This is a genomic window from Salinivibrio siamensis, assembly GCF_001996005.1.
Classification (GTDB): Bacteria; Pseudomonadota; Gammaproteobacteria; order Enterobacterales; family Vibrionaceae; genus Salinivibrio; species Salinivibrio siamensis.
In genome coordinates, this window is the sequence record NZ_MUFB01000032.1 from 19384 (window position 1) to 35782 (window position 16399).

The following is a 16399-nucleotide window of genomic DNA, read 5'->3' on the forward strand; positions in this document are numbered from 1 at the left end:
GGATCGCCGTCTTCGCGATTACGATGCTTTCTTGAGCTTCTGTTTTTTATACTGCTCAACAGACTTAACGAAGATCTGCAGGCCTTTTTCCATCTCTGCTTCACTGACTGTCAGTGGCGAGAAGAATTTGATGACTTCATCATCTGGACCCGCGGTCTCGATAATCATGCCATTGTCAAAACACAGGCTGGAGATCTCATCTGAAATATCACCATTTTGGCACGCAATGCCTTGCATCAAACCGCGGCCTTTGATGGTCTCAAAAAGATCACCGTGCTTGTTAAGCATCTCTTGCAACACTTTGTTCAATTGATCGGCACGTTCTTGAATATGCGTTTGGAATTGATCATCACGCCAGTATGTGTCAATCGCTTCCGCGGCAGTCACAAACGCGTGGTTGTTACCACGGAATGTACCGTTGTGCTCACCCGGTGCCCATTGATCCAGCTCAGGTTTTAGTAGGACCACAGCCATTGGCAGGCCATAACCACCAATTGATTTGGACAGCGTCACAATATCGGGCTTAATGCCTGACGGCTCAAAGCTGAAGAACGTACCCGTACGGCCACAACCAGCCTGGATGTCATCTACGATCATCAAGATATCGTGTGCCTTACAAATGTCTTGCAGGCGCTGCAACCACTCATTAGAGGCTGCGTTTAGGCCACCTTCGCCTTGGACGACTTCAAGAAGCACGGCAGCAGGTTTATCACCGCCTGTTAGACCACTTGATGCGTCATTAAGCATGGTTTCGAACAAAGTTAAACCATCAACGTCTGCATAGCCATCATACGGAAGACGTGTCACAGCGTTGTTGACAGGGATGCCGCCACCACCGCGGTGATGATGATTACCCGTCACTGCCAATGCACCATATGTACAGCCGTGGAAGCCGTTGGTGAAAGACACAATATTTGCGCGGCCTGTTACTTTACGAGCAAGCTTCATTGCCGCTTCAACTGCGTTGGTGCCTGTTGGACCAGTGAATTGGAACTTATAGTCCAACTCACGCGGTGCCAAGATGTGCTCTTTAAATACTTCGAGAAAGCGTGCTTTTGCACCTGTGTACATATCCAGGCCGTGTGTAATGCCATCTTTCTCGATGTACTCGATCAGTGCTTTTTTCAACGTTGGGTTGTTATGCCCGTAGTTGAGCGAGCCGGCGCCAGCAAGAAAATCGAGGTAGCGCTTGCCGTCTACGCCCGTGATCCAGCAACCCTTAGCGCTTTCAAACACAACGGGGAAGTTGTTGGCGTAACATTGAACATTTGACTCCTGCGATTTAAAGATATCCATAACTCATCCTGTTATTTTTTGAGTGGAATTCGGAAAAGGTATTCGGTGTCATGTTCACCGTTGAAATGCTCCTGTTCGTCGAGGAACACGGAGCGCTGACCACCTGTACCGTAGAGGCGGTCTACCTTTTTAAACAGCGCCCAAGATCCGGCGTTGTCTTCTGTGATTGTGGTTTCGATGAAGCGAATATTGCTTGAGACTTTACGTGCCATCAGCGCTTCGATCATCGAGAGGGCAAGCCCTTCACCACGTGCTTTGGGTGACACTGCAACCTGCCAGACAAAAAACGTGTCTGGCTGCTCAGGGCGAATGTAGCCCGAGATAAAGCCTTGTACATCACCCTCTCGCTCTGCAACGACACAGGTCTCTTTAAAGTGTGTCGCCTGTAGGAAGTTGCAATAAGCGGAGTTCACATCCAACGGTGGGCACTGCGTGATTAATCGATAGATGTTGCCGCCATCCTTGATGGCTGGCTTACGAAACACAAACTTCGTGTTGGTCTGGGTCTGTTTACGGTCACGTACCTCGGATTCAAGTACTGCCGTGTCTGTCGTTTTTGATCGCCACATAATTGTTTTGTGCTCTAACGAATTCGTTTTATATAATAGGCGATGAATTTGGTTTATCAACCCCAGATTTTACTGTTGGACTTGTCATCTATAATTAAGTTTATGAAATATATGAATTTATTTATTGTTAAATTTTTTGTGAAAGTAAGTGTTTTGAGGAGTAACATTTACTGGCCTAAAGGTGTGGGCAGGTTCCCACATCGAGGGGATGGGCGGAAGGTATGCCTGACGGCCCTAGAAAGGCCGTCTTGGAAGACAATGTAGGTACACTCTCACGTATTAGGGACCTTGCAGTAAAAAATCGCGATACTGAGTATCTTCACGAACGACATGGTGAATCCACCAATAACGCAAAAACTTAAAGAATTCAGAGCGATATAGCTCTGGGTCGGCTTGGCACTGTAGCAGCACATATTGCGCTTGCCGAGCGAGGCGTTGATGAATCGCAGCATGCTCTTTGTATTTGGGGTAGGTGCGTGCTTCGAGAATATCTTCCTCTAGCTGAAAGTGAGTGTCGATATAGTCACGAAAGCGTTGCGCGAGGGCCTCAAAATCCGTCTTAGTCTCGTCCTCATGGTGATAGGCAATGGCCTCATACGTATCGTTGATGATAGAGAGCAGTTGCTTGTTACTCTCATCCAATGATGGATCCCCCACTGTATACTTTTCTTGCCATCGAATGAATTTTCGATCTTTCGACTCTCCCTTGGGTGAGGGCATGGATGGCTCTTTTGACGTCAGGCCAGGTTGCGCTTCGCCTTGTGGCTCGTTGATGCCTTCTATTTTCTGCTGCTCTTCTTCGGTAAAGACGATGGCCCCGTTATGCTCAAAATCCGTTGATTTGGCGGGGTCTGACTGGTACATCTCAAAGTAAAATTTGGGGGGCTTTTTAGCTTTGGTCTGTTTAGAGAGCTGCTTGACACGGTTTTCTAGATCTTGTTTCTTCACCGGTTTAACCATAAAAGCATCGACGTCATAGCGAATGCACTCGCTGATCACTGCCTGAGATGCGTTAGCGGTTAAAATGATGATGGGCGTGTCATGACGCAAATGATAGCGGCCGCTACGCATGAGGCGTAACATTTCCAACCCGTCAATGGGATCCATTTGTAAGTCGGTAATGATCAGCTTGGGCTCTTCATGGTACGCCTTTGATATCGCTTCGGCACCATCTGCGGCCGTGATCACCGACTTAATACCAAGTGCTTGGGCCATCAATCCAATGGTGTCACGAATCATTTCATGATCGTCAACAATTAAACACGGAGATAGCATACGTCCTCCTGACAATGTCTATGTTTTCAGCCTAGTGGATGGTGGCGAGAGCGTCTATAGCGAGTGTGAAAGGAATGCGACCTTGATGAGGTTTCGTTTAAAAAATGATGGGGTAGACTAAAGCACAAATGATAGCGACAAAAAAGGCGCCCAACTGGGCGCCTTTCTCTTAAATTTGGTTTGGCTTACAGACGAACGACGTTCGCAGCCTGTGGGCCTTTCTGACCTTGCTCGATATCGAACTCAACCTGTTGGCCTTCTGCTAGTGTGCGGAAGCCTTCACCAACGATAGCACGGAAGTGAACGAATACGTCTGGACCGTTCTCTTGCTGGATAAAACCGAAACCTTTCTCTTCGTTAAACCACTTAACGGAACCATTAGCTTTGGACATGGTGTCTCCTGAATATATTAACTAGGTGTTGCAGTGACGCGAGTGCCGTTAATCGACTCTATGGGCAAATGTAGCGAATATCTTCAGGACAACTAACTTTCCAGCCTAGCGGTAGGGTGTTTCGATGTATCTATATTCAATTGCTGCATAAATTTCCGATTATCGAAGCTGCCAAGCAGCTTCAACAGGACCACGCGTTATTTGCGCGTCAGTTCACTATTGGTTGCAACATGGTGTGTCTACGACCAATAGTTCGTCAACCAACACGGTTGAACACTATCGAGAATACACCCAAAAGAGTGTGAGGTAAATCTATTTTGCGGATGAAAGAGGCAACTTTGTGTGAGCTTGTTGTGAAAATGAGAGCATAGCCTGATAACTGTGTTGTATCGACGCAAAGAGCCTCATAGAAAAGCGATCTAGATTGCGAGGAGTGTCAAATTAACCGTTGGATGATGTCTTTTTATGCTGACAATAACGTATCATAAAACGCGATGAGTAACGCCGTAAACACTTGTGTGCGCGCGTTTGTGTTTGTTTATGCGAGTCATGATTGTGACCCGCAGTGATAGGGCTTCTCCATGGATACGATTTTTTTAGAAACGTCGAGTTTTATTGGCGTCTGGGTAGTGCTGGCGGTCTTAGTGATCGTGGTACTACGCGGTGCGATTAAGTTTGTGCCACAAAACACGGCTTATGTTGTAGAGCGATTTGGTAAGTATTACAAGACGATGGAAGCGGGTCTCAATTTCATCGTGCCATTTATCGATCGTATTGGTTATACCAGAACATTAAAAGAACAAGCATATGATGTACCCAGTCAATCCGCGATCACGCGAGATAACATTTCGCTCGTTGTTGACGGTGTCTTGTACATCAAGGTATTGGATCCGTATAAAGCGTGCTATGGCGTCGATGATTATGTGTACTCCGTGACTCAGCTTGCGCAAACTACCATGCGTAGTGAAGTGGGTAAAATGGAGCTGGATAAAACGTTTGAAGAGCGCGAAAGCTTAAACACCGCGATTGTCTCTGCCATCAATGAGGCCGCTCAGCCATGGGGCGTTCAGGTGCTGCGTTACGAAATCAAGGATATCGATCCACCTCGCTCTGTTCTCGATGCCATGGAACGTCAAATGAAGGCTGAACGAGAGAAGCGTGCGGTTATTCTTGAGTCAGAAGGGGCGCGCCAATCGGATATCAACGTTGCTGAAGGTCAAAAGCAGGCCCGAGTCTTAGCGGCGGAAGCAGAGAAATCTGAGCAAATCTTGCAAGCGGAAGGTGAGGCGCAAGCCATTATCGCGGTTGCCGAGGCGCAAGCCGAAGCACTTGAAATCGTAGGGACACGAGCAATAACAGAGGAAGGCCAAAAAGCCATCCAGTTGGAGCTGGCAGAAAAAGCGATCAAGGCGAAACAGGCCATTGCCAAAGAGTCCTCAGTCGTACTGTTACCTGATTCTGGAACGGGTGCAGCGAATGTGGTTGCAGAAGCGATGACAATTATTGATACACTCAATAAGAGCAAAGCGTAAAACAGGATGTTTAGTGTGAGTATCTACCTCGCAGAATTAACCGTGATTGTGGGCTTGTTACTGTTAGCCGTCGAAGTGTGGCTGCTTGGCTTATCGACCATTGTTTTATTAGCAACCGGTGTTGCTGCCATTTTGGTGGGACTGTTGGCGATGGTCGGTGTTGTACCAGAAACCGTTACGGCGTTATTTAGCAGTACTGGGATCGGTGCAGGCTTGTTAACTGCCATGCTGTGGCGCCCACTTAAACAGCTACAACGCGGCGGACGACGTCCGGATAATCGTCATAGTGATTTTATCGGGTTGATATTGACGCTCAGTGAGCCGTTGAGCCGAGAGCAGCCTTCGACGATTAAATACTCAGGTGTCACTTGGCAACTGCGACTCAGCTCGGCCGCCGGTGATTGTACATTGCTGGCTGGCGAACAGGTCAAGGTCGTGGGTGTTGATGTTGGACGATTTACGGTCGAGCCCATATTGCCGGAGTAAGAGACACTCTCAGTATCTCGTCATGACAAATAGACGTTGATGGCATGAAAAATAAAAAGCTCGGTCGCAATGCCGAGCTTTTTTATTGCGTATCAGCCTGTGATTTAGGCTTTTTTTAGTTGCTTTTTGAGCTTCTTCAGCTTGGTTTCCTGTTTTGCAACTTTCGCTTTTGCTTTCTTAATCGATTTTTTCAAATCTTTTTTTGACGCTTTTGCCATGGTTTCTCTCCTTATTGATGATTTGCCGAAGCGTTTGCCACTGCAATACAGCTTCAATGCTGTGGACGGGGCCGGCATGTCCACCCCAAGTGTGATCACGATGATTTATTCGTTTCGTGGTCTTTTAAAAACTGTTTAATAAATCGGCGTATTTCCCGTGCTGCGGACGTATCCAGTTCGTCACAGGCCTCTAAGAATGCATCCCGTTGCTCACTATTAATTCTTATCAGTAACTGGCTATCTTTCTTTGTTTTTTCTTTTTTCGCCATGCTAATTCGCCTATCTTTTAGATATACAATGTATATACGTTTTTATGGTAGTGCTAGGAGAGAATGGTGAAATTGTGATCTACTTAGTACTGTAAACAATAGTCAACACGGGTATCAATAGGCTGAACGAGTTAGTGCTGAGCGCTATGACATATAGCCAAATCGATGCCATAAAATTTTATTTGGCCATCTAAATGTCTTTACTGCCTTTATGTAAATCCGTAGGCTATTAGTCAGTCAACCTAGGATGAGTGAAGTGAACGATGGAAAAGAAACACAGTCGTACGCAGCTAATACATGCCGGACGCCGTAAAGCCTATACCCTTGGTGGGGTCAACCCAGTCGTACAGCGCGCCTCTTCAATTGTTTTTGATACATTAGCCGAGAAAAAGCACGCGATTGCCAACCGTCACCAGCAAACCTTGTTCTATGGCAGACGCGGAACCACTACCCATTTTGCGCTTCAAGATGCCATGACCGAGCTTGAGCAAGGAACGGGGTGTGCACTCTTTCCCTGTGGTGCGGCGGCCATCGCAAACAGTATTCTCGCGTTTGTAAAAGCAGGTGACCACATTTTGGTCTCAGGATCGGCGTATGAGCCAACTCAAGATTTTTGTCAGAAAATTCTCGCCGATATGCAGGTGACGACCGAGTATTTTGATCCTCTCGAGGGTGCGGAGATTGGTCAACGTATTACGTCAAATACACGCGTTGTGTTTCTAGAGTCACCAGGTTCTTACACCATGGAAGTGCACGATACGCCGGCAATCGTTCAAGCGGTAAGAGAAAGAGCGCCAGATGCGATTATCATGATGGATAACACGTGGGCAGCAGGTCGCTTGTATCAACCGTTAACGCAAGGCGTGGATATTTCGATCCAATCTGGGACCAAGTATATTATTGGTCATTCGGATAATATGCTAGGTACCGCTGTTGCCAATGCGCGCTGCTGGCCGACCTTGCGCGAGCGCGCCTATTTAATGGGACAAACGGTCGATCCTGATACCGCTTACCAAGCCGCTCGCGGATTGAGAACCTTGGATGTACGCCTTGCCCAGCATCAGGATAATGCGTTACAGGTAGCCAATTGGCTGAATGAGCAAACCGAAGTAGCCAGTGTGCTCCATCCTGCATTTGCAGATTGTCCTGGGCACCGCTATTTCGCGCGAGATTTTACAGGCAGCAATGGGCTCTTTTCGTTTGTGTTTGATCAGCGTTTGTCTGATGCGCAATTGGACGCTTTCTGTGATCATTTGCAGCATTTCAGTATGGCTTACTCATGGGGCGGCTTTGAGTCGTTGTTGTTGGCCAATCAGCCAGAGCAACTCAATCGCATCCGGCCTGTGGGTAAGGTGGATTTTTCCGGCACACTCGTCAGGCTACATATCGGATTAGAGGACGTTGACGATCTGATTGCCGATCTGGCGGCCGGTTTCGCACGCATTAATAATGTCTAATCCACATAGCCCCTGTGAAAAAGGGGCGTCCTCGATGCGCCGCGAAGCGCCCTTATCACATCAAGCTATTAGGTTTGAAATTGGTCAGTTAATTGCGTCAACGCACTGGATTGGTGGCTTAACTGACCACTGACATTACTGGTGGTATCGATTGCCTCGGTAAGTGATTGGCTACCTTGTTTGAGCGCGCGACGCTGCTGGGTGAGGTGAGCAATTTCTTTATGCTGAGATCCCAGGGCTGCTTCAACTTCCGCGCTGAGTTGTTCAAGCCCTTGGAAGGTGGTATGCATCTCGCCTAAATAGCCCTGCAGTCGGACACTGGCTTGCTGATTGTCGGCACTGGCTGACTGTGTTTCCGTTAGTAGATTATTGGCGGTATCAACTTGGCCGAGTAAGTCATTGATCCAGTTTCGAATATCGCCAGTTGATTGTGCTGTGCGTTGAGACAAACTTCTCACTTCATCAGCGACGACGGCAAAGCCTCGCCCATGCTCACCAGCGCGTGCCGCTTCAATCGCGGCATTGAGGGCAAGCAAGTTGGTTTGTTCTGCAATCCCTTCAATCACATCCATAACGCCGGCAATCTGGCTACTGGTTTGTTTCAAGGTAGCCATGGTACTCGACACGTTTTCCACCACCTTGACGCTATGGGCAATTGAAGCTTCCGTCGCACTCATTTGCGTTTGAATTTCATCATTGTCCTGAGAGACTTTGCCGATGTATTCACGGGTGTCATGAATGGCGTTGGCGATTTCTGTGGTTGCGCCTTCCATAACGGTCAGGGATTGCGCGACATCGTTAACGTTTTGCCGTGTTTGCTCGTTGATCGTCGCCACTTGCGTGCTTTGTTGGTCTAAGGTATCTGACTGTTGATCAAGCGCTGATGTCCGCGATTGTATATCGGTGACAAAGTGACTGAACTTATCGAGCAGGTTATTTGATGCCCGAGCGACGGCACTGACTTCATCCTGATACTTATCGAATAAACGCACGGAGAGATCGGAGCGCTTATCGATATCTGTCAGGGACGTGGCAATATGATCCAGGCGCACCACCACGGTTTTTCGTAGCCAAGTCATCAGTACTAAGGCCAGCAATAGTGTGATCCCACAACCGACATAGACGATGTTCGATTGCTGGTGCAAAAAGGTAATAAGCGCGCCGGCAGAGTTTTTCGCGTTATCTTGACGCTCGGTCAGCTTTTCGTTGATGGCCGCTAACATGGGGTCAACGGCAGGGTAGAGGTCAAAGTCCACGAGACGCCCAGCATCGTAAAAGCTTTTACTGTCGACCGTTTTAGCAAGCTTGGTGAGGTATTGGTCGAACTTCTTTTTACCTTCTAGCTGTTCGGCACGCCAGTCCGACAAAGACGGATACTGTGACAACGCTTGCCAGCTCTGTTGATAGCGTTGTTGAAGCTTTTCAAACTCAGGGGTGATCTCGTTCCAAAATAAGACTTGTGCTTTGATTTTTTGCGACAGATTGACGAGGTCGCGGTGATCACGCTCAAGAGCTAAAAGCGCCCATACTTCGGGAAGTTGATGATTTACATATTCGGCTGAGGCATCCGCGGAGCGAGCCGATATCCAAAGTGCGAGACTACCGAGTCCGATGGTCGAGGCGATAAAGAGGGTGAAGGCGATCAATAACCGCTGTCTTACGCTCATGGTACTTCCTGTCAACTGCCTAATCTAAATATGCGCCGCAGCTTAAGGAGCCACTGTTTCAGTAGAATGACAGGTGTCTCAGTAATGTGATTTGCGAGTGAAATCACTGTTCATTTTTATAAACATGACGCGGCTGAAAAATGGTGCAGAAAAGCGCGACAACAAAAAAGCGCCCTGCCTGAGCGGGACGCGTTCACAGTCAGCGAGAGTGCGTTATTGGCTAACTGGCTTTTTTCGTTGAGTCTTGGTCGTCAGGTGCGGCTGCGTGTTTGTGGCCACTTTCACTGAGAATACTGGCCACTGTTTGCCGTGAGAGGTGCCCAATTAGCTCGCCTTGATTATCAAAGACGGGTAGCGGCCATTTTGACTCCAACGTATCTGGGATGACGGTTTCCAATAACGAGTCTTGCTCAATGGCAGGCACGTCTTCGAGAAGACTTGCCTCGATATCACCGCTTGGATCTTTGTCACTGAGGTTTTTTTGACTCAGGGTGCCTTGATAGCCTTCTTCTGTGATGTAATAGCCATAGTTGGCCTTTTGCTGACGCATCTGCTGAATCGCATCGCCAATCGTGTTGGCACTGATACGACAGATTTGTGGCTGCATCACGGTTTCGACCGTTAATGCGCGAGCACGGTTAACGTCTTTCACGAAAGCCTCGACATAGTCATCGGCCGGTTGGAGCAATATATCGACAGGCTCTCCGACTTGTACGAGCTTACCATCACGTAAAATGGCAATACGGTCACCAAGCCTCAATGCCTCGTCCAGATCGTGAGTGATAAAAATGATGGTTTTGTGTAATTTTTCCTGTAATTCAATCAGCTGGTCTTGCATCTCGCTGCGAATGAGGGGGTCAAGGGCAGAAAATGCTTCGTCCATTAGCAAAATTTCTGCATCCGTGCAGAGGGCGCGTGCAAGGCCGACACGTTGTTGTTGCCCACCAGATAGTTGCGCCGGATATTGATCGGCGTAGCCGTCAAGACCCACAGTCGACAACCATTGTTCCGCTTTTTGATCGCGTTGCGCTTTTCCCTCTCCTTGGATTCGCAAACCAAATCCAACATTTTCTCTCACTGTACGGTGAGGGAGTAGGCCAAAACGTTGAAACACCATGGACATCTTATGGCGTCGAAACGCCTGCAATTCTTTTTGCGAGTGCTTCATGATATCGGTGCCTTCGACGCGGATTTCACCCTCGGTGGGATCAATCAAGCGATTGAAATGACGAATTAAGGTCGATTTTCCAGAGCCCGACAGGCCCATGATCACAAAGACCTCACCGCGGCGAATGGATAGATTAATATCACTGAGTCCAATGGTATGCCCTGTTTCTTGTAATAAGGCATCTTTACTTTTTCCTGCTTTGACCGCAGGCATTACCTTTTGCGGGTGGTCGCCAAACACTTTATATAGGCCTTGGATCTCAATTAAGGTGTCCTGGACTGGCTTAGTCATGATCGCCTCCTTTGAGATGCTGCTGGGAACGTTTGGCGTAGCTTTGAGACACACGATCGAAAATAATCGCAATCACCACAATGGCGAGACCATTGAGAAGGCCCAAGGTAAAGTATTGGTTAGTAATCGATTTAAGTACAGGCTGTCCAAGGCCTGAAACACCAATCATCGAGGCAATGACCACCATAGCCAGTGCCATCATAATGGTTTGGTTAATGCCTGCCATAATGGTTGGCATTGCTAGGGGGAGCTGGATCTGGAATAAACGCTGAAAACCATTGGCGCCGTAGGCTGTGGCTGCCTCTAACACATCTTTGTCAACTAACCGGATCCCCAGGTTTGTCAAACGAATCACCGGAGGAATCGCATAGATAACCACCGCGATCACCCCGGGGATCTTGCCAATACCCAGCAACATCACCACTGGGATGAGATACACGAAGGCGGGCATGGTTTGCATAATATCCAGTAACGGCGTGACCACGGCTTGGGTACGATTGGACTTGGACATGGCAATGCCTATCGGCACACCCACGCCAATAGCGACCAGTGTACACACCAAAATGATACTCATGGTGCTCATGGTATCTTCCCACATGCCCAAATAGGCAATCAGGGTGAAAGAAACAACCACAGCCGTGGGGAGCTTCCAAGAGCGACTGGCGAGGTATGCAATACCGGCAAGTACGGCAATCACCAGCCACCAAGGTGTGGCGAGGAGTAAGTCTTCGAACCAAACGAGAAAGTGGAGGAGGGGGTCAAAGAAGGCTTCAATACCTTCACCATATTCGCGGGAGAAGTCGCGATACGCGCCGTCGAGTGTTTGTCGAATAGCGAGCAGATCACGCCTGCTCATTTCTGGCACTTCCGTTAGCCATGAATCAGCCATTGTTATTGTTCCTATACTGCTTAAGGAGAGCCAGCGCAGCGGCAGCTCTGCGCTGGCTGTTTCAACGTTACAGGGCGTCTTTTACTTTTTCAGCGACGTCACTGGGTACCCATTGGGTCCAAATGTCTTCATGATTGATGAGGAAATTGGTCATCGCGTATTCCCCATCGGCCTGGTTTTCTTCCATCCAGGCAAGTAAGCCATTCATTTGATCGTTGGTGAAGCCACGCTCTTTCAAGTAAGTCAGCGCTTCGGGGGCGCGAGTGGCAAAGCGTTCTGTTACCACGGTATCAACGTCAGCCGCCGGATACATGGTTGCTTGCGGGTTCATACAATCGTTCGAGGTAATACAGTCCTTGTAGTGCTGTACGTCTGTTCCTGTCTCAAAGTCCACTTTTACCATGTCATATTTGCCCAACACAGCGGTGGGTGCCCAATAATAGCCAAACCACGCTTCTTCTCGTTCGTAGGCTTTGGCGATTGAACCTGCAAGGCCTGCACCAGAGCCCGGATCGACAATTTCGAAGCCGCTGTCAGCCAACTCTAAAGCTTCAAACTGGTTTTCTGAGGTAATTTGGCAGCTCCAGCCCGCGGGGCAGCCATAAAAAGCAGACTTTGAGGCATCTTCTGGGTGGGGAAATAAATCAGCGTTCGCTTTGATCCCTGAAATAGTCTTCAGTTCAGGATGCTTTTCGACCATATAGCGTGGGATCCAAAAGCCTTCTTCGCCGCCTTCAACAAATGCACTACCTGCGTAGCGAACTCGACCCTCGTCGATACCGCGCTGCAGGCCTTCACGCATCGAGTTACTCCAAAACTCGGGGGCAATGTCGGGTTCACCTTTTTCAATCATCGAGGTGCCCGTTGGCATGGTATCACCAGGGACAAGCTCGGCATCGCAGCCGTAGCCATGCTCTAAAATAAACTGATCGATGTTGGCAATCAGGCTAGCAGAATTCCAATTCATATCGGCGATAGTGACTTTGCCACAGTGGTGGTCATCTGCGCTGGCCGGTAATGCCGATAGCGAGAGAATAGCGGCTGAGAGTAGTCGTTTGTACATATGCTTCCTTTCCTTTTCAAACATGCGTCCCAAATAATATTAGACCACTAATTAAATTGTTAGGAGGCAAAATGAGGCATACGTCTCACGTTACCGTTTTGCAAATCCGAAATTTGCGCATTGTGACCACCACTACGTGATATCAATCATTAGAGATCTACTGAGTGCTTACTTGATGAGTGACAAAAACGCTTTAAAGTCCGATCCCCCTGCGTGTTGTTGCCACTCAAACAACAAGGCTTCGACCACGGTGATCCAAGCACCATGCTGCTGCATCATTGCGATGCCACTTTGATGGTGTGCAGGGTGACAGGATGACATCCCGTCCGTGACAAGATGCACATGGTAGTGATGGCGAAGCAGATCACAGGCGGTTTGATACACACAAATATGTGTTTCAATGCCGCAAAGAATTACCTGTTTACGGTTCAGTGAACGCAATGTCTGCGCTACACGAGGCTCGGCAAAGGCACTAAAGGTGTGTTTGGCAATGGGCGTGTTGTTTGGCATGAGGTCGGCGAGCGCCGACGTTGTTGCACCAAGCTTTTCAGGCAGTTGTTCTACCCAAACGACAGGCACATCGAAGTGTTCGCAACCGCGCACTAATTGGGCCACTTTTTGGTGTAATTCCTCGCTACCCACCACTTTTTGCGCCAGCTTACCTTGTATATCAATCAACAAAACGACGGCATTTTCGGTATTAATCATTCTAGTATCCCCCTGTTTTACCAATAAATAAGCATAGCAGCTCCACTTCATTGCGCTGGCGAAGTTCGCCCTCAACTATTTATCTTTCAATAAAGATACTTGATGTTGATCAATGTGTCGGCTAATCTATCTTCACATAAAGATAAATGGAGACAGGTTATGCATTATTTCATCGCGATTCTCGCCCCCATTTTTTGGGGAAGTACTTATTCGGCGGTTGCATTGTACTTGGGGGATCTTTCCCCTTACTGGATGGCGGTCTGGCGGGCGCTGCCTGCAGGGATCTTAATGCTGTTGATCAGTCGCCGTGGTTTACCCTTGAGTTTGCCGAGAATGCTCGCAGTGAGCTTTTTCAATATTGCTGCTTTCTTTTTACTGCTATTTATCGCGGCATATCGACTACCGGGCGCGGTGGCGGGGACGTTAGGAGCCACCTTACCGCTCGTTCTGATGCTGTTGCAGTGGTTAACCGAAGGAAAACGGCCAGAGCCTAAGCTGCTTAGCTTGGCAGTACTCGGGCTATTGGGAGTGGGATTGTTGCTGAATCCATCCACAGACATCGATTGGGTGGGAGCGGGCGCAATGCTATTAGCAACCTTCTTTGTCGCGCAGTCAACATTGTGGATGAAGCGATGGGAAGCGAAAGATATTTTTGGTCTGACCGCATGGCAGTTAGCTCTTGGTGGCGTGATGCTCGTGCCGTTTGCATGGGGCTTGGCTGGGCCGCCGCAAGCGCCAACACTTGACGCTTTACCAGGTCTAGCGTGGATAATCGTACTGAATACCGCCGTTGGCTATTGGGCTTACATTCGCTCAATTACCGTGCTGGGCCCCAATCGTCAGTCGATCATCATGTTCCTCAATCCGCTTACGGCCGTAACCCTGGGGGTACTCTGGATTGATGAGAGGCTACAACCGCTGCAATGGTTGGGTATTGCGATGATTCTCGCGTCTTTGTTGTGGATGAAATTCTCCGATAAATTGGCGCTACCGCGTAGTGCGAAAACGGCGGCGGCTCCCTCAAGATAATGGAAAAGGGAATGACACTATCGCTAWTAGCGATAGTGCACGGTCCAAGACACGTAACTGTAGGTGTTATCGATAGCTTGTTCATAATCTTTGGTATGCAGTACGACACTGATATCCGTGCCCCAGCGAGGTTGATAAAACGCTACCCCAGCTGCGGCACTGGCTTGCCAATGCGTCATATCGATGTCTGCATTTTCTGGCGGCTTATCGCCATTGATGGTGATGTCATTGGCACGGTAGCGACCTTGGATTGCTGTATACAAGAAGGCACCTTGTTCACTGGCTTCAAATAAGCGGCTATCGAGGTGCCGGCCGGGCTCATAACTGATTCCTCCATACGTGTTGGCGAGATCCAGCCCCACTCGGTAGCTAAGGCCTGCTGACAGCTCACTACGGAAGTTGCCAATATCCGCACGTCCAGTCACTCCCCATTCTTGATGCTCGCTACGGTGTAAAAGCTGGTGCCGCTCATAGGCAAGCTGTGCCACCGGGGTATTTTCCACTTGATAGTCCCAGCCTTTAGGATCGGGAGAGTCAATGACATCATGCACATAAGACTGCCCTTCTTCCGTTTGTGACGCGGGACCAACCATACCAAGCATCAGTGACCACTTATCGACCCGTTCTGGCGTCTGCTGGTAGATACCGGGCTCGATAAATATCAACCCTGCATAAGGGCGTTCATCGGGTTGAGGTTTTTTCAATTCGATATCATTGGGCGTCCACATCATTTGCCCAATATCCACACTCCAGCCTTGCCTTGCCGACTCGTTGAGCGGAAGTTGCTCGGCAAACCAACGAATAGGCGTGACAGACGCACGAGTGAGATCATCTGACCAATCCGCATGCCAATGCGCATAAACACCACTGGTGTATTGGTTGTCGACCCCTAATGGGCTGTCGTTTTCAATCGTTAATCCAAAGCCAGCCGCCAAGGCCGTGCTAGGCGCGAGTAGCAAAGTGGGAAACAGTAAAATAGTGCCACTGATCACGCGAGACGGTGTCATTCACATCCTCATTTAGTTGCATCTTCAATGCGAGGCTCTCAGTATGAGTAAAAACGCAGGCTGACACCAGATGAGAAAGGTCAATATCTTGTGAAAGGGTGGTAAGCCGTCAATCAACAATGAAAAGGAACCGTCAAAATGTCAGTGTTTGTAACCGCCGAATGGCTGGCTCAGCGCCTCGATACAGTGATCCCTGTCGACGCCAGTTGGTTTATGCCTGATGTGTCGAGGGATAGCGTTCAAGAGTGGCAACAACGTCGGATTCCGGGGGCCGTTTTTTTTGACTTCGACAGTCGTATCAAAGACCCCACGTCTAGCCTGCCCCATATGTTGCTTGATGAAGAGCGCTTCGCCCAGCATATGGGCGCATTAGGCATTGCGTCGCAAGATACCCTGGTGGTGTATGACACCCAAGGATTGTTTTCAGCGGCGCGTGCTTGGTGGATGTGTAAAGTGATGGGTCATCAAAATGTGTTTATCCTGGATGGTGGGTTACCTGCATGGATGGCCTCAGAAGGGCTGATTGATAATACCCCGCCGCAGCCACGTGTCGAAGCGACCTATCAGACGCAGTTTAAACCGTACCGCTATATGGATGGTGCCACCTTGGCAGACAAACTCGCCGTGATGAATGTGATTGACGTTCGTCCTGAAACACGCTTTTATGGCGACGCCCCTGAACCGAGAGAGGGGATTCGTAGTGGTCATATGCCTGGCGCCACGAATCTTCCCTTTGCCACGTTGACCGACCCACGAGGCTTTGTGATCAGTGAGCGTGAAGCGCGATCGACCGTGCTACCCCACTTAAGTGATACGCGGGTTAACGTAGTAAGTTGTGGCTCGGGGGTTACCGCGTGCATTTTGGCTGCTGTGGCTGAGCACTACTTTGCCTACCCTGTGGCGGTTTACGATGGGTCATGGACTGAGTGGGGTGGCCACTCACACTGGCCCGTAGTGAAAGCAGGTTAATTATCAAGCAATGACAAGAGGGGGTGTCGCAAGATTGACTTGAGAGTGATCTATGTCACTATCTGACAAGTGCGCTAATGATATATCGACATATTAATTAATATTAGTTTACAT

At 48.9% G+C, this 16399-nt stretch carries 16 protein-coding genes; 5 read left to right on the forward strand and 11 right to left on the reverse strand.

Going from position 1 to position 16399, the window contains the following annotated elements; translation table 11 throughout:
• Positions 1-18 precede the first annotated feature (18 nt).
• From ectB to cspE, 4 genes are all read right to left on the reverse strand, one after another.
• Positions 19-1296 carry a diaminobutyrate--2-oxoglutarate transaminase gene (gene ectB, locus BZG73_RS13805; RefSeq protein ID WP_077666906.1) on the reverse strand — a complete coding sequence of 426 codons (1278 nt, stop codon included), beginning with the start codon at positions 1294-1296 and terminating at the stop codon, positions 19-21.
• A gap of 11 nt (positions 1297-1307) precedes the next feature.
• Entirely contained in the window at positions 1308-1865 is a 558-nt protein-coding gene (gene ectA, locus BZG73_RS13810) for a diaminobutyrate acetyltransferase (protein ID WP_077668604.1), read from the reverse strand.
• 279 nt (positions 1866-2144) lie between these two features.
• A complete protein-coding gene (locus BZG73_RS13815) occupies positions 2145-3140 on the reverse strand; it encodes a bacteriohemerythrin (protein WP_077668605.1) in 996 nt (331 codons plus the stop codon).
• Positions 3141-3325: 185 nt separating this feature from the next.
• Positions 3326-3532, reverse strand: coding sequence for a transcription antiterminator/RNA stability regulator CspE (gene cspE / locus BZG73_RS13820; protein ID WP_025744354.1), 207 nt, complete (start codon positions 3530-3532; stop codon positions 3326-3328).
• 581 nt (positions 3533-4113) lie between these two features.
• On the opposite strand from cspE, the gene BZG73_RS13825 reads away from it, so the two are divergent.
• Both BZG73_RS13825 and BZG73_RS13830 read left to right on the forward strand, forming a co-directional pair.
• A complete protein-coding gene (locus BZG73_RS13825; protein WP_046075979.1) occupies positions 4114-5064 on the forward strand; it encodes a slipin family protein in 951 nt (316 codons plus the stop codon).
• Positions 5065-5079: 15 nt separating this feature from the next.
• A complete protein-coding gene (locus tag BZG73_RS13830; RefSeq protein ID WP_369795717.1) occupies positions 5080-5550 on the forward strand; it encodes an NfeD family protein in 471 nt (156 codons plus the stop codon).
• Positions 5551-5863: 313 nt separating this feature from the next.
• On the opposite strand, the gene BZG73_RS16075 is transcribed toward BZG73_RS13830, so the two are convergent.
• The gene (locus BZG73_RS16075) at positions 5864-6037 is read right to left on the reverse strand and encodes a hypothetical protein (protein ID WP_167369758.1); all 174 of its coding nucleotides are present in this window, start codon (positions 6035-6037) and stop codon (positions 5864-5866) included.
• Positions 6038-6300: 263 nt separating this feature from the next.
• On the opposite strand from BZG73_RS16075, the gene metC reads away from it, so the two are divergent.
• Positions 6301-7494, forward strand: coding sequence for a cystathionine beta-lyase (metC, locus tag BZG73_RS13835; RefSeq protein ID WP_077579275.1), 1194 nt, complete (start codon positions 6301-6303; stop codon positions 7492-7494).
• Between the two features lie 68 nt (positions 7495-7562).
• On the opposite strand, the gene BZG73_RS13840 is transcribed toward metC, so the two are convergent.
• The 5 genes from BZG73_RS13840 to BZG73_RS13860 all read right to left on the reverse strand — a co-directional run bounded on the left by BZG73_RS13840 (position 7563) and on the right by BZG73_RS13860 (position 13280).
• Positions 7563-9161, reverse strand: a complete 1599-nt coding sequence (locus BZG73_RS13840; protein WP_077668606.1) for a methyl-accepting chemotaxis protein — start codon at positions 9159-9161, stop codon at positions 7563-7565.
• Positions 9162-9381: 220 nt separating this feature from the next.
• Positions 9382-10620 carry a quaternary amine ABC transporter ATP-binding protein gene (locus BZG73_RS13845; RefSeq protein ID WP_077668607.1) on the reverse strand — a complete coding sequence of 413 codons (1239 nt, stop codon included), beginning with the start codon at positions 10618-10620 and terminating at the stop codon, positions 9382-9384.
• Positions 10613-11509 carry an ABC transporter permease gene (locus BZG73_RS13850; protein WP_046075974.1) on the reverse strand — a complete coding sequence of 299 codons (897 nt, stop codon included), beginning with the start codon at positions 11507-11509 and terminating at the stop codon, positions 10613-10615. Before BZG73_RS13850 ends, BZG73_RS13845 begins: the two co-directional genes overlap by 8 nt.
• A gap of 67 nt (positions 11510-11576) precedes the next feature.
• Positions 11577-12572, reverse strand: a complete 996-nt coding sequence (locus tag BZG73_RS13855) for an ABC transporter substrate-binding protein (RefSeq protein ID WP_077668608.1) — start codon at positions 12570-12572, stop codon at positions 11577-11579.
• A gap of 168 nt (positions 12573-12740) precedes the next feature.
• A complete protein-coding gene (locus tag BZG73_RS13860) occupies positions 12741-13280 on the reverse strand; it encodes an isochorismatase family protein (RefSeq protein ID WP_077668609.1) in 540 nt (179 codons plus the stop codon).
• Positions 13281-13439: 159 nt separating this feature from the next.
• On the opposite strand from BZG73_RS13860, the gene BZG73_RS13865 reads away from it, so the two are divergent.
• Entirely contained in the window at positions 13440-14309 is an 870-nt protein-coding gene (locus BZG73_RS13865; RefSeq protein ID WP_077668610.1) for a DMT family transporter, read from the forward strand.
• A 23-nt stretch (positions 14310-14332) separates the two neighbouring features.
• Here the strand turns inward: BZG73_RS13865 and BZG73_RS13870 are convergent, their stop codons facing one another.
• Positions 14333-15316, reverse strand: a complete 984-nt coding sequence (locus BZG73_RS13870) for a lipid A deacylase LpxR family protein (RefSeq protein WP_077668611.1) — start codon at positions 15314-15316, stop codon at positions 14333-14335.
• Positions 15317-15454: 138 nt separating this feature from the next.
• Between BZG73_RS13870 and BZG73_RS13875 the strand changes: the two genes are divergently transcribed.
• Positions 15455-16285 (forward strand): rhodanese-like domain-containing protein, encoded by an 831-nt coding sequence (locus BZG73_RS13875; RefSeq protein ID WP_077668612.1) that lies wholly within the window; start codon positions 15455-15457, stop codon positions 16283-16285.
• Positions 16286-16399: the final 114 nt, after the last annotated feature.

Coding starts and splice junctions, on each gene's coding strand:
- cspE (WP_025744354.1), bottom strand. CDS start 3,532: ATGTCCAAAGCTAATGGTTCCGTTAAGTGGTTTAACGAAGAGAAAGGT.
- BZG73_RS13845 (WP_077668607.1), bottom strand. CDS start 10,620: ATGACTAAGCCAGTCCAGGACACCTTAATTGAGATCCAAGGCCTATAT.
- BZG73_RS13825 (WP_046075979.1), top strand. CDS start 4,114: ATGGATACGATTTTTTTAGAAACGTCGAGTTTTATTGGCGTCTGGGTA.
- BZG73_RS13855 (WP_077668608.1), bottom strand. CDS start 12,572: ATGTACAAACGACTACTCTCAGCCGCTATTCTCTCGCTATCGGCATTA.
- ectA (WP_077668604.1), bottom strand. CDS start 1,865: ATGTGGCGATCAAAAACGACAGACACGGCAGTACTTGAATCCGAGGTA.
- BZG73_RS13860 (WP_077668609.1), bottom strand. CDS start 13,280: ATGATTAATACCGAAAATGCCGTCGTTTTGTTGATTGATATACAAGGT.
- BZG73_RS13865 (WP_077668610.1), top strand. CDS start 13,440: ATGCATTATTTCATCGCGATTCTCGCCCCCATTTTTTGGGGAAGTACT.
- metC (WP_077579275.1), top strand. CDS start 6,301: ATGGAAAAGAAACACAGTCGTACGCAGCTAATACATGCCGGACGCCGT.
- BZG73_RS13815 (WP_077668605.1), bottom strand. CDS start 3,140: ATGCTATCTCCGTGTTTAATTGTTGACGATCATGAAATGATTCGTGAC.
- ectB (WP_077666906.1), bottom strand. CDS start 1,296: ATGGATATCTTTAAATCGCAGGAGTCAAATGTTCAATGTTACGCCAAC.
- BZG73_RS16075 (WP_167369758.1), bottom strand. CDS start 6,037: ATGGCGAAAAAAGAAAAAACAAAGAAAGATAGCCAGTTACTGATAAGA.
- BZG73_RS13850 (WP_046075974.1), bottom strand. CDS start 11,509: ATGGCTGATTCATGGCTAACGGAAGTGCCAGAAATGAGCAGGCGTGAT.
- BZG73_RS13875 (WP_077668612.1), top strand. CDS start 15,455: ATGTCAGTGTTTGTAACCGCCGAATGGCTGGCTCAGCGCCTCGATACA.
- BZG73_RS13840 (WP_077668606.1), bottom strand. CDS start 9,161: ATGAGCGTAAGACAGCGGTTATTGATCGCCTTCACCCTCTTTATCGCC.